This is a genomic window from Pseudomonas sp. W3I7 (assembly GCF_030816095.1).
GTDB classification, from domain to species: Bacteria; Pseudomonadota; Gammaproteobacteria; order Pseudomonadales; family Pseudomonadaceae; genus Aquipseudomonas; species Aquipseudomonas salomonii.
In genome coordinates this window covers 2,460,380-2,472,925 of record NZ_JAUSXP010000001.1, presented here as the reverse complement: position 1 = coordinate 2,472,925, position 12,546 = coordinate 2,460,380, and the positions used below count along the sequence as shown (strand labels likewise).

Here is a 12,546-nt window from a genome sequence, read left to right as displayed (position 1 = left end):
CGACACTTACGCATTAGAAAGGGACGGCTTATTTCATGCATCGATCTTTATCGTTACGTGCCGTGATTTGTTTGAGTACGCTCCTGCCCGCCTCGGTGCTGTATGCCGCGCCGGATGCCGATATCGAAACACTGAAACAGGAACTGCTGGAACTCAAGCAACGTTATGAAGTGCAGCAAAAAGCACTGGCCGTCCTGGAGCAACGCGTAAGACAAGTAGAAGATCAGCCCGCAACACCTGCGCCCAAACGCCTGGCCAAATCACCTGCCGACTTCCAAAAAGGCGGTACAACAGTGGCTGGCGTCGGCGCGGGCGCCGCGTCCGGTGGTGCGGCCGGCAGCAGTTCCTACGGGCAAAGCCTGAAGGACGATTCCGCCCCGGCCCAAAGTGTGAGCAACTTGTACAACGAGGCCAGCGGCTTTTTCGGCAATGGCAAGTTCAGCTTTGAAACCGGCCTCACCTATGCTCGCTACGACGCGCGGCAATTGTCTCTCAACGGCTTTTTGGCACTGGACTCGATCTTCCTCGGCAATATCAACCTGGACCGGATCAAGTCGGACAGCTGGACCCTGGACCTCACCGGCCGCTACAACCTGGACAACCGTTGGCAGTTCGACCTCAACGTGCCGGTGGTGTATCGCGAAGCGACGTACCAATCCGGCGGTGCCGGCGGCGATGCCAAGAATACGTCGGAAGCCTCCGTCAGCCGCGACCCGACCATTGGTGATGTCAACTTCGGCATCGCCTACAAGTTCCTCGATGAGAGCGCCAGCCTGCCGGATGCGGTGGTGTCGCTGCGGGTCAAGGCACCCACCGGCAAGGAACCCTATGGCATCAAGCTGATCGAGCAAGCCAGCAACAATAACCTCGCCGTGCCGGAAAGCCTGCCGACCGGCAACGGGGTGTGGTCGGTCACGCCAGGTATTTCCCTGGTCAAGACCTTCGACCCGGCGGTGCTGTTCGGCTCGCTCTCCTACACCCATAACTTCGAAGATTCGTTCAGCGATATCAGCCCCAACCTCAATCAGAAGATCCCAGGCAAAGTCAGCCTGGGTGACAGCTTCCAGCTTGGTGTGGGGGTGGCCTTCGCGCTCAACGAGAAGATGAGTATGTCGTTCTCGGTGTCCGATCTGGTGCAACGCAAAAGCAAGGTCAAGCAGAGCGGCCAGGACTGGCAATCGGTGGTATCCAGCGATGCCAACGCCGGGTATTTCAACGTGGGCATGACGATTGCGGCGTCGGATAACCTTACCATCGTGCCGAACCTGTCGATTGGGATGACGGATGATGCGCCGGACTTTACGTTCAGCCTGAAATTCCCGTATTACTTTTAGCGGTAGTGGGACGCGGAGCGTCCCTGGCGGCATTCCCACGCCGTGGGAACGATCAAGGAAAAGCCCCGCAACGATAAGGGTCGTTGCGGGGCTTTTCGGTTACCCGCCCTAGCGGATCTGGTGTTTGTGCAGCAACCGGTAGAAGGTCGGCCGGGACACGCCCAGCACGCGGGCCGCGATACTCAGGTTATCGCTGTGCCGGTTTAGCACATCGCACAACGCCTGGCGTTCAGCGCGGTGCTTGTAATCTTCCAGTGTAGCCATTGGCGGTGCAATTGCCTGCTGCCCCTGCAACCCCAGGTCACCGGCTTCGATCTGGCGCCCTTCTGCCAGCACCAGGCCACGGCGCACACGGTTCGCCAATTCGCGCACATTGCCCGGCCAAGGGTGTTGGCCCAGGGCAACCAGTGCATCCTGGCTGAAGCTGCGCGGCCTGCGCCCGGTTTCCTGGCTGTAGAAGCGCGAGAAATGGTTGGCCAGCATCGCCACGTCGCCATGCCGCTCGCGCAGTGGCGCGGTGATGACCTGCAGGACATTCAGCCGGTAATACAAGTCTTCGCGAAACGTGCCCTTCTCAACCGCCGCTTCCAGGTCCACGTGTGTGGCCGCCAGCACCCGCACATCCACCGGGATGGGCTGGCTGCCACCGACGCGCTCGATCTGCTTTTCCTGCAGGAAACGCAGCAAGTTGGCTTGCAGTTCCATGGGCAGGTCGCCAATCTCATCGAGAAACAGCGTGCCACCGTGGGCCGCCTCGATACGCCCGACCTTGCGCTGGTGAGCGCCAGTGAACGCACCTTTTTCATGGCCGAACAGTTCGGACTGGATCAGGTGCTCGGGAATGGCGCCGCAGTTGATCGCGACAAAGGGCTTGGCATGGCGCTGGGATTGGCGATGCAGGGTCTTGGCCACCAGCTCTTTGCCGGTGCCGCTGTCGCCGCGAATCAGCACGGGCGACTCTGTAGGGGCCAGCTTGGCGAGCAATTTGCGCAGCTCGCGAATGGGCCGGCTGTCGCCCAGCAGTTCATGTTCCTGGGCGTCGATCAGTGCGTTGCCTTTGCCGCGCAAGCGCGCCATGCCGAATGCACGCCCTAGGGTGACCTGCACGCGGGCTACATCAAACGGCAGGGTGTGGAAGTCAAAAAACCATTCACAGACAAAATCGCCGACATTTTGCAGGCGTAAAACGTCCTGGCTGAGCACGGCGATCCATTCGGTGCCGCTGCGGCTGATCAACTCCTTGACCGCTTCAGGGCGCTCCAGGTGATACGGCTGCAGGCGCAACAACCCCACATCACAGGACCTGTCGCCTACGGCGGCAAGCGCACAGCTGTCCACTTCCCACCCTGCACTGTGCAGACCGGGCAATAGCTGGTGGCAGTCGTCGCACGGGTCGACTACGAGCAAGCGTCGCTGGACAGGTGTAACAACCATGACTATTCCTTGGCGCCAAATTGTTAAAGTTATTTATAAACAACGGTTTGTGCGGCCTGGCGCTAACACTATCAAGTTATTGACGCGGTCTTTGTACCGTTTCGCTATAAGTCTGGGCAAAAAGCCACCTCGGCGTCGCTGCGGATAAAAAAATCAGCAACCAACTTCACACTCAATGCGCTTTTAAAACAGCCGCTTACATGACGCCAATCACGAAAAGTTGAAATTTCTTGCTCTAAGATGTGACCCGTACCCTGCCATCGTGCATCAGTACAAGTAACTCACCGTCTGGCTCGCCCAACCGACGGGACTTAACTGACTGGGCATTTAGAGAGAAGACCCACATGAACGCCCCGCTGCGCATCAACGAAGCTCTTTTGATTGCAGACCGTGCCTTCCAGCCCTTTCAGTGCGTGGCCTGGCACGATGGCAATGGCGCCCTGAGCCTGAGCGTCATCGACCGTACCAATACCCGTATCGGCAGCAAACAGCTGTCATCGAGTACCTATACCGATCCGGCTCAACTGGAAGATTTGTTGTTGCAGGCGCGTGCCGAACTCGACAAAGATGGCCATCAGTTGTTGTCGTGGGCCATGCCCAAGTAAGACGCGGCACTCACTTCCGATCATTGCCTGACAATGATCGGAAGTTGAGCATCACACCTTAAGCGACTTATCGTGGCGCAAGAATAAAGCGCTCGATCGCTTCGGCTGCGCCGTCCTCGACATTGCTGCCGGTGACCACACTGGCTTGGCGCTTGACGGTTTCTTCCGCCTGCCCCATCGCGATCGACAAACCCGCCACGGCAAACATCGCCGGGTCATTGCCGCCATCACCGATGGCTGCCGTTTGCTGCATCGGCACGCCGAGGTGCGCAGCCAGGGTTTTCAAGGCCTCGCCCTTGTTGGCGAGCATGGCCGTGACGTCCAGGTACACCGGCTGCGACCGCGATACCTGTGCGAGCCCTTGCACCTTGGGCTGCAACTGCGCTTCCAGCTCGATCAACAACGGCGTGTTGTTGCTCGCCGCGACAATCTTGTCGACCCGGTCCAGGTACGGCTCAAAACTCTCCACCACCACTGGCCCATAGCCCAGGCCATCGGCTTCGCGCTGCACCATCGGCCCAGGCGGGTCACGGCGCAGCCAATCGCCATCGGCGAACACCCAGACTTCCACGTCCGGCTCGGCCGAAAACAGCGCCAGGGTCACCAGCGCAGCTTCTGCCGGCAGATGATGGGCAACCAGGATGCTGCCATCCGGGTTGATCAACGTACCGCCATTAAAACCTGCGACCGGCACATCGATCCCGAACGTTTCGATAAGGTGCAGCATGGCCTTGGGCGGGCGCCCGCTGGCCAGGCTGAAAAACACACCGGCGTCACGCAACGCTCGGACCGTGTCGGCGGTGCGCTGGCTAAGACTGTGGTCAGGATGCAACAAGGTCCCGTCTACATCACTGAGCACCAACTGGATGGGATGAATCGCTGCATCACTCATCCGAGGCTATGCCAGCTGCGGCCATCGCGGGCCAGCAACTCGTCGGCGGCCGCCGGGCCGTCTTCACCGGCCTTGTAGGTCTGGATCGCGTCATCCTGCTTCCAGGCATCCAGGAACGGCTGCACCGCACGCCAGCCATTTTCAATGTTGTCGGCGCGCTGGAACAAGGTCTGGTCACCGGTCATGCAGTCGTAGATCAGGGTTTCATACCCGGTCGACGGCTGCATTTCGAAGAAGTCCTTGTAGTCGAAACCCAATTCGATATTGGCCATTTCCAGGGCCGGCCCGGGCTTTTTGGCCAACAGGTCGAACCACATGCCTTCGTTTGGCTGGATCTGGATTTTTAGATAAGTGGGCTTGAGCTCATCCACGTCCGTGTCGCGGAACTGCGCATACGGCGCGTGCTTGAAGCAGATCACGATTTCGGTGTCACGGATGCTCATGCGCTTGCCAGTACGCAGGTAGAACGGCACGCCGACCCAACGCCAGTTGTCGATCATCACCTTGAGGGCGACAAACGTCTCGGTGCTGCTGTCGGGCGCAACGTTGGCTTCTTCACGATAACCGGGCAACGACTTGCCGCCGATTTCGCCGGCGCTGTACTGGCCGCGTACCGAGTTGGCGCGCGCATCTTCCAACGACCACGGGCGGATAGCCCCCACGACCTTGGCCTTTTCACCGCGCACTGCATCGGCGCCAAACGCCGCCGGCGGCTCCATGGCTACCATCGCCAGGAGCTGGAACAGGTGGTTGGGGACCATGTCGCGCAGGGTGCCGGTTTTCTCGAAGAAATTACCCCGAGTCTCGACACCGACGGTTTCCGCCGCAGTGATTTGCACGTGGTCGATGTAATGGTTGTTCCAGAACGCTTCGAACAGCACGTTGGAGAAACGGCTGATCAGGATGTTCTGCACCGTCTCCTTACCCAGGTAATGGTCGATGCGATAGATCTGCTTCTCGCTCATTACCTTGAGCAGGCACGCGTTCAGCGCTTCGGCGGTGGCAAGGTCCGAACCGAACGGTTTCTCGATCACCACACGACGGAAACCGTCATCGGTTTCGTTAAGCAAACCGGCACTGCCCAGGCGCTGCGCCACTTCACCGAAGAAACGCGGTGCCGTGGCCAGATAGAACACGGCGTTACCGGTGCCGCTGTCAGCGATCTTCTTGCCGATGTCGGCGTAGGTGCTGTCGTCGAGGAAATCGCCCTCGACGTAGCTGATGCCTTTGGCCAACTGCGCCCACAGCTCGGGGTCCAGGGCGTTTTCGGCATTGCCCCGGACCTTGCTGGCGGCCTCGGTGCGGATGAAGTCCTCAAGTTTCTTGGCGAAGTCGGCATCGCTGATGGCGTTGTGGTCAACGCCGACAATACGCAGGCCGTCGCCCAGCAGCCCGTCACGACTCAGGTTGTACAGCGCCGGCATGAGCAGGCGCTTGACCAGGTCGCCATGGGCGCCAAACAGAAACAAGGTAGTGGGTGGAGCGGGTTCGGCCTTGGGTTTCTTGCCGTTAGCGGTCATTTTTTGGAAGTCTCCACGTGGCCACCAAAGCCGAAGCGCATGGCAGACAGCATTTTGTCACCGTAGGTGCTCTGCTGACGGGAGCGGAAGCGGGCGAACAAGGAAGTGGACAGCACCGGGACCGGCACGGCTTGCTCCATGGCAGCTTCGATGGTCCAGCGGCCTTCGCCACTGTCGGCCACTGAGCCGGAGTAACCGTCCAGTTTCGGGTCGGTGGCCAATGCGTCGGCGGTCAGGTCCAGCAACCAGGACGAGACCACGCTGCCACGGCGCCAGACTTCGGCAATATCGGCAACATTGAGATCGAAGCGCTCGTGCTCCGGCAGGTTCTCCGAGTTTTTGGTCTTGAGGATGTCGAAGCCTTCAGCAAAGGCCTGCATCATCCCGTACTCGATGCCGTTGTGGATCATCTTCACAAAGTGCCCGGAACCGGCTGGGCCTGCGTGGATGTAACCGTGTTCGGCGCGGCTGTCGGCAGAGGCCGAACGGTCCTTGGTGCGCGGGATGCTGCCCAGGCCCGGTGCCAGGCTGGCGAAAATCGGGTCGAGGCGCTGCACGGTCTCGACGTCGCCGCCGATCATCATGCAGTAGCCGCGCTCCAAACCCCAGACGCCGCCGGAGGTGCCGACGTCGACGTAGTGCAGGCCTTTTTCCGACAGAGCCTTGGCACGACGGATGTCATCTTTGTACATAGTGTTGCCGCCGTCGATGATCACGTCACCGTCTTCGAGCAACTCACTGAGCGTATTGATGGTGTCTTCGGTGGGCGCGCCTGCCGGCAACATCACCCAAACAGCGCGCGGCTTTTGCAGGCCGGCTACCAGGGCCTTGAGGTCGGCGACGCCGGTGGCGCCCTCCTCGCTCAAGCCTTTGACGAATGCTTCGTTACGGTCGTATACAACGGTGGTATGCCCATTGAGCATCAGGCGCCGCGCAATGTTACCGCCCATGCGGCCTAGTCCGATAATCCCCAGTTGCATGTGCTGATGCTCCTAACTACTAAATAAATGTGTGACATAGTTTATAGCGCAATGAGGCTAATGAGGGTTAGTCCAGAGCGGATCCGTGTAGTTTCATGACAAAAAAATGCCATCGTTTCAGCATCACCGCCGAAAAAGTCACAGTGACCACCAAAAATAAAAAAGTTCCATTGACCGAAAAAAGAATTCAGAATTGCTTCCGACTGTTGCCGAGAACCTCGACTGAAGCGTTCCGGCACCGCGATCTACCGGCTATTTGCGAGGTAAGCAATGAGCACAGCACAGATGACCCGACCGCCACAGACCCTCTACGTGAGCGTGCGTCGCGATGAATTGCGCCAATTAAAAGAAGAGCGCGATCAACTGCAGCAGGAAGTCCTGCGCCTGCGCACACACCTTCAAGCGCAGCTCAATCAGGCATCCGGCGCCCAGCCTGCGCTTTGCTGAACCTGAGCTGAACAAAGCCTTCAGAAATAACTCACAAAGTTTTCACATCCTCATCCCGATACTCCCGCCGAATAGGGCCACGCACACGCGGCGGCCCACTGTCGCGTGCATTCCTGCGCAGCGACTGAGCAATTATCGGGTTGGAGTACTGGATGGCGATGTTCAAACGCAGCACCAAGTCTGCGAAAGGCTTTGATTGGGCCGGTCTTGGCTGGTTGTTCCTGTTTTTCTGGTATTTCTCGGGTATTACCCAACTCCTGATCCAACTGACCGGCACCTCCGGTTTCAGTGGCTTTCGCCAAGCCTTCTTCCTGAGTGCGTTCTGGCTCGCGCCGATGCTGCTGTTCCCAAAGCGTACGCGCTTGCTCGCGGCCCTGATCGGCGTGGTGCTGTGGGCCTGTTCGATGGCCAGCCTGGGTTATTTTTTCATCTACCAGCAGGAATTTTCACAAAGCGTCATCTTCATTATGTTCGAGTCGAACATCTCTGAGGCGGGCGAATACGCGACCCAGTACTTCGCGTGGTGGATCGTGCTGGCGTTCATCGCCCATACCGCCGTGGCCATTTTCCTGTGGACCCGCCTGCGCCCGGTTTACCTGCCGCGTGGCCAGGCGCTGCTGGCAGCCACCGCGATTGTGCTGGCGGTGGTCGGTTACCCGCTGGTCAAGCAGATTGCAACCAACCCGACCATGGAACTGGCCATCGACGGTTTCGAAAGCCGCGTCGAACCGGCCGTGCCATGGCAGATGATCGTTGCCTACCGCCGCTACACTGAACAGCTCAACAGCATGCAGGGCATGCTCACCAGCGCCAGCAAGATTCCGCCCTTGAAGAACCTCAAGGACACCATGGCCGACCAGCCGTCGACCCTGGTGCTGGTGATCGGCGAATCCACCAACCGTCAGCGCATGAGCCTTTACGGCTACCCGCGTAACACCACGCCGGAACTGGACAAGCTGCGCGACCAGTTGGCGGTGTTCGACAACGTCATCACCCCGCGCCCCTACACCATCGAAGCGCTGCAACAGGTGCTGACGTTTGCCGACGAAGAAAACCCGGACCTGTACTTGAAGACGCCGTCGATCGTCAGCGTGATGAAACAGGCCGGCTACAAGACTTACTGGATCACCAACCAGCAGACCATGACCAAGCGCAACACCATGCTCACGACCTTTTCCGAGCAGGCTGACGAGCAGGTGTACCTCAACAACAACCGCAATCAGAATGCGCGCCAATATGACGGCGACGTGCTGGCACCGTTCGCCAAGGCGCTGGCCGAACCTGCCGAGCGCAAGTTCATCGTGGTGCACCTGCTGGGCACTCACATGAGCTACCAGTACCGCTACCCACCGACCTTCGACAAGTTTACCGATCGCCAGGGCGTACCCGCCGGTGTCAGCGACGATCAGTTGCCAACCTACAACAGCTACGACAACGCGGTGCTCTACAACGATTTCGTGGTGTCGAGCCTGATCAAGGATTACGCCAAGACCGACCCGAACGGCTTTCTGCTGTACCTCTCGGACCACGGCGAAGACGTGTTCGACTCGGCCGGCCACAGCACCTTGGGCCGTAACGAAGGCAAGCCGACGGCGCCGATGTATACCATCCCGTTCATGGCCTACGCCTCGCCGAAGTGGCGTGAAACCCATGACTGGAGCTTTGCCGGCGACTTGCAGCGCCCTTACAGCAGTTCACAGCTGATCCACACCTGGGCCGACCTGGCCGGGCTGAGCTTCGATGAGTGGGACCGCAGCAAGAGCCTGGTGAACGACAGCTTCAAGCCACGCCCGTTGCTGATTGGTGACCCTTACATCGGCCAGAAAAAGGGCTTGATTGATTTCAGCCTGATCAAGCCAAAGAAGCCGGACGCCTCTGAAGTGGTTGCCAAATAGCGTGAGCCTTGTAACAGAAAGATAACAATCATTCTCGTTTAAGCCTAAAGTTCCGCGCGCCCTTTCGTCTTTGAGCCAAGGCCTTCTCTTACTGAGAAGGCCGCAAAGACGACAAGGAGTCTGCCGCGATGTTCGCGCCTTTTACCCGTTCCATGACCTTCACCCTTGGCCTGTGCAGCGTCGCGCTGAGCCCGGACCTGCTGGCCGAAACCGACCCCGAACATGCCCCGCCACGCGCGCTTGAGCTGGGTGCCACCAGCATCACCGCCGAAGGCCTGGGCGCGACCACCGAACACACCGGCGCCTACACCACCGGCTCGATGAACACGGCCACCAAGCTGAACATGTCCATCAAGGAAACCCCGCAATCGGTTTCGGTGATTACCCGTCAGCAAATGGATGACTTCAACCTCAATACGCTGACTGACGTACTGCGCCAGACCACAGGCATAACGGTGCAGCACATGGACTCGGATCGGGTCGGTTACTCTTCCCGTGGCTACTCCATCAGCAACTACCAGGTCGACGGCATGCTCAGCACCTACGGGCGCATGAAGTCGGATGCCGACACCATCATCTATGACCGCATCGAGGTGGTGCGCGGTGCCACCGGCCTGACCACCGGCGCGGGCGACCCGTCGGCCACGGTCAACATGATCCGCAAGCGCCCGACCTCAGACTGGCAAGCCAAGACCGGCGTCAGCGGCGCCAGCCATGACAACTACTACAGCTACGTTGATGTGGGCGGCCCCCTGGCGTTTGATGGGCGACTGCGTGGGCGCACGGTGCTGGCCTATCGCGACAGCCAGTCCTATCGCGACAATTACGCCATGCAACGGGAGGTCGGCTACGGCATCCTCGAAGGCGACCTGACCGACGACACGGTGGTCGCCGTCGGCCTGGACTATCAGAACAAGCATGTGCAAGGCACCTCCTGGGGCACTCTGCCCTACTGGAACAGTGATGGCAGCAAAGCGCGGCTGTCGCGCTCGGCCAACCTGGCGGCCGACTGGAGTTCCTGGCCGCTCAAAGACAAGACCACCTTCGCCTCTATCGACCATAAGCTGTCCGCCGACTGGCGCCTCAAGGCGGCCTATACGCATCGCCAGAGTGACACTGACGGCAAGGTCTACTACGGCGGCGCCGGCTACCCCAACCCGGATGGCAGCGGCATGAACGCCTGGACCAACTAGATGGTCGGCACATCGAAAATGGACGTGGTGGATTTCAACCTTGCCGGGACCTATTCATTGTTTGGCCGTGAGCATGAGTTGATGGCGGGGTATGGCGAATCCGAGCAGCGCGACTCATCGCCGTTCCAGCGCTACAGCACCCCCGATGGCTACGAAGACATCAAAGACTGGCAGCACATGGGTGATATCCCCAATTTCCCCGACCGCACTACCGGCCTCAAAGGCGAACACAGCAGCAAAAAACAGAAAGCCGGGTACCTGGCGACGCGCCTGAGCCTCACCGACAAACTGCACGCGGTTCTCGGCGGCCGCTATGGCAGTTGGGAAATCGAAAGCGTCTCGCCGCAGTACAACGACAATAACCAGCTGACCCAATCGACCAAGACCCGCCAGACCCACAACGATATGTGGACGCCGTATGCGGGGCTGCTCTACGACATCACTCCCGAGTACACCGTGTATGCCAGCTACACGGATATCTTCAACCCGCAGGATGAGCGCGATTCCAGCAAGAAGTACCTGGAGCCGGTGGTGGGCAGCAACTACGAAGTCGGGCTCAAGGGCAGCCTGTTCAATGAGCGCCTGAACCTGGCCACCGCGTACTTTTGGAGCACCCAGGACAACGTCGCCGAACTCGATAACAGCGCCCCACCGGACCCGGTCACGCGCGAGCAGTTCTACAAGTCCGGCGGCAAAGGCAACAAGGTCCAGGGCTTTGAAGTGGAGGCATCGGGCGAAGTCATGCCGGACTGGAACCTCACGGCCGGCTACACCTACACCCACTCGGTCAATGGCGATAAACAGCGCAACAATACCGACCAGCCACTCAACCTGTTAAAACTGTCCACGGCGTATCGCCTGCCGGGCCAATGGCGCGGGTTGACGGTAGGTGGCGCGGTGAACTGGCAGAGCGATTTCTACAAGTTTGCCCCACGCCCTACCGGTGCCCGGGACAGCGACGGCCGCCTGGTCACCGAAAGCACCAAGATTACGCAGCAGGCCTACACCGTGGTCAACCTGATGTCGCGCTACCAATTCGACGAACATGTTTCTGCATCAGTTAACGTCAACAATCTATTTGATAAAAAATATTACGAGCGCGTCGGCTTTTATAATGGCGTGTATTGGGGAGACCCACGCTCCATCACACTGGCAGTGGATTGGCGGCTATAAATCGCTGCCCCGAAGTTAACAAAAACGTTAACTTCGGGGCAGTTCCATGTTAATTCCCACTTAATAAGACAGCCCCATAGTCGCGCCATGAATCGGATCACGGAGCGATCACACACCAATCACTCTTAATGGGAATACTGCCATGAAATTTTCGACCTTGATGCTTGCCGGCCTGATGAGCCTGACCTCCGTAGCTGCCTTCGCAGAGGGCGGTTCAGAGCGCTCGAAGGAGTTTTACAACAACTTCGCCTTCGACCAGCAGCAAATGCACGGCACCACGGATAAAACCGCACTGGCCGACGGCAAGAATGTAAAGACCGAACAGTCCCGCGCTGAGCAACAGCCTAACAGCTGATTTAATCTTTAGTTAATCCGCATGCCCCTGTGCCAATCCGCTCCTTTGGCAAAGGTTAATTTGGCGCCATTTAATGGCGCCTTTTTTTATGCTGTTTATATTAAACACCGTGATTAAAGCGGCTTGCTCCAAAACAGCATGCGGCCATGGGCGGGATCAAAAATCGAGTCGTCAAAACCGAACTTGCGGTAGGCCGCTTGCGCCACGTCATTGCCTTCGAGCACTTCCAGGGTGATCTTGCAGCAACCGCGCTGACGGGCAATCTCCTCGACCTTGAGCAGCATTTTCTGGCTCAGCCCCAGGCCACGAAACTGATTCATCACCACCACATCGTGCACGTTGATCAACGGGCGGCAGGCAAACGTCGAAAACCCTTCAAAACAATTGACCAGACCCGCCGGCTCACCGCCGACAAATGCCAGTACGCTGAAAGCGTGGGGGCGCTTGGCCAGTTCGGCTGGCAGTTGCTGCAGCAGGTCGGCCGGCAGCGTGTGACCGCCGCCCATCGGGTCTTCAGCGTAATGGTTGAGCACCTGGCCAATGGCTTGGGCATGCACGGGGTTGGTGTAGCTGGCTTGCAGCACCAGGATGTCTGGGGTGTCCATTTCCTTCCTCAATCACGGCAACAAGGGAATCGGTTCCCTTTTGAGCGGACGATTGTAAGCGGGGAGCCAGTCGCAGATGAAGGAGATTAGCTACAAATACCTGACGGAAATGA

Annotated in this window: 10 protein-coding genes and 1 pseudogene; 6 read left to right on the top strand and 5 right to left on the bottom strand. The window is 58.9% G+C overall.

The window, feature by feature from the left end; genetic code table 11:
• Positions 1–35 precede the first annotated feature (35 nt).
• On the top strand, positions 36–1,334 hold the full coding sequence (locus tag QF043_RS11420; RefSeq protein ID WP_307418547.1) for a hypothetical protein: 1,299 nt from the start codon (positions 36–38) through the stop codon (positions 1,332–1,334).
• 108 nt (positions 1,335–1,442) lie between these two features.
• Here QF043_RS11420 and QF043_RS11415 read toward each other — a convergent pair whose 3' ends face one another.
• The gene (locus QF043_RS11415; protein WP_307418546.1) at positions 1,443–2,768 is read right to left on the bottom strand and encodes a sigma-54 dependent transcriptional regulator; all 1,326 of its coding nucleotides are present in this window, start codon (positions 2,766–2,768) and stop codon (positions 1,443–1,445) included.
• 344 nt (positions 2,769–3,112) lie between these two features.
• Here QF043_RS11415 and QF043_RS11410 point away from each other — a divergent pair, with 344 nt between their 5' ends.
• Complete coding sequence (locus QF043_RS11410; RefSeq protein WP_056860295.1) at positions 3,113–3,373, top strand: hypothetical protein; 261 nt, start codon at positions 3,113–3,115, stop codon at positions 3,371–3,373.
• Positions 3,374–3,440: 67 nt separating this feature from the next.
• Here the strand turns inward: QF043_RS11410 and QF043_RS11405 are convergent, their stop codons facing one another.
• The 3 genes from QF043_RS11405 to gnd are packed head-to-tail and all read right to left on the bottom strand — an operon-like array spanning position 3,441 to position 6,765.
• Positions 3,441–4,265 carry an HAD family hydrolase gene (locus QF043_RS11405; protein ID WP_307418545.1) on the bottom strand — a complete coding sequence of 275 codons (825 nt, stop codon included), beginning with the start codon at positions 4,263–4,265 and terminating at the stop codon, positions 3,441–3,443.
• Positions 4,262–5,785, bottom strand: coding sequence for a glucose-6-phosphate dehydrogenase (zwf, locus tag QF043_RS11400; protein WP_056860297.1), 1,524 nt, complete (start codon positions 5,783–5,785; stop codon positions 4,262–4,264). The genes QF043_RS11405 and zwf overlap by 4 nt, the downstream gene beginning before the upstream one ends.
• The gene (gene gnd / locus QF043_RS11395) at positions 5,782–6,765 is read right to left on the bottom strand and encodes a phosphogluconate dehydrogenase (NAD(+)-dependent, decarboxylating) (protein ID WP_017138121.1); all 984 of its coding nucleotides are present in this window, start codon (positions 6,763–6,765) and stop codon (positions 5,782–5,784) included. The genes zwf and gnd overlap by 4 nt, the downstream gene beginning before the upstream one ends.
• Positions 6,766–7,035: 270 nt before the next feature.
• Here gnd and QF043_RS11390 point away from each other — a divergent pair, with 270 nt between their 5' ends.
• From QF043_RS11390 to QF043_RS11375, 4 genes and pseudogenes are all read left to right on the top strand, one after another.
• Positions 7,036–7,212: a DUF6026 family protein gene (locus QF043_RS11390; protein WP_307418544.1), complete on the top strand. Its 177-nt coding sequence runs from the start codon at positions 7,036–7,038 to the stop codon at positions 7,210–7,212.
• 152 nt (positions 7,213–7,364) lie between these two features.
• Positions 7,365–9,107 carry a phosphoethanolamine transferase CptA gene (locus tag QF043_RS11385; protein ID WP_307418543.1) on the top strand — a complete coding sequence of 581 codons (1,743 nt, stop codon included), beginning with the start codon at positions 7,365–7,367 and terminating at the stop codon, positions 9,105–9,107.
• A 128-nt stretch (positions 9,108–9,235) separates the two neighbouring features.
• Positions 9,236–11,473: pseudogene (locus tag QF043_RS11380) on the top strand (TonB-dependent siderophore receptor).
• Between the two features lie 142 nt (positions 11,474–11,615).
• A complete protein-coding gene (locus QF043_RS11375; protein ID WP_307418542.1) occupies positions 11,616–11,828 on the top strand; it encodes a hypothetical protein in 213 nt (70 codons plus the stop codon).
• A gap of 113 nt (positions 11,829–11,941) precedes the next feature.
• Here the strand turns inward: QF043_RS11375 and QF043_RS11370 are convergent, their stop codons facing one another.
• Positions 11,942–12,433, bottom strand: a complete 492-nt coding sequence (locus QF043_RS11370) for a GNAT family N-acetyltransferase (RefSeq protein WP_307418541.1) — start codon at positions 12,431–12,433, stop codon at positions 11,942–11,944.
• Between the last annotated feature and the right edge of the window lie 113 nt (positions 12,434–12,546).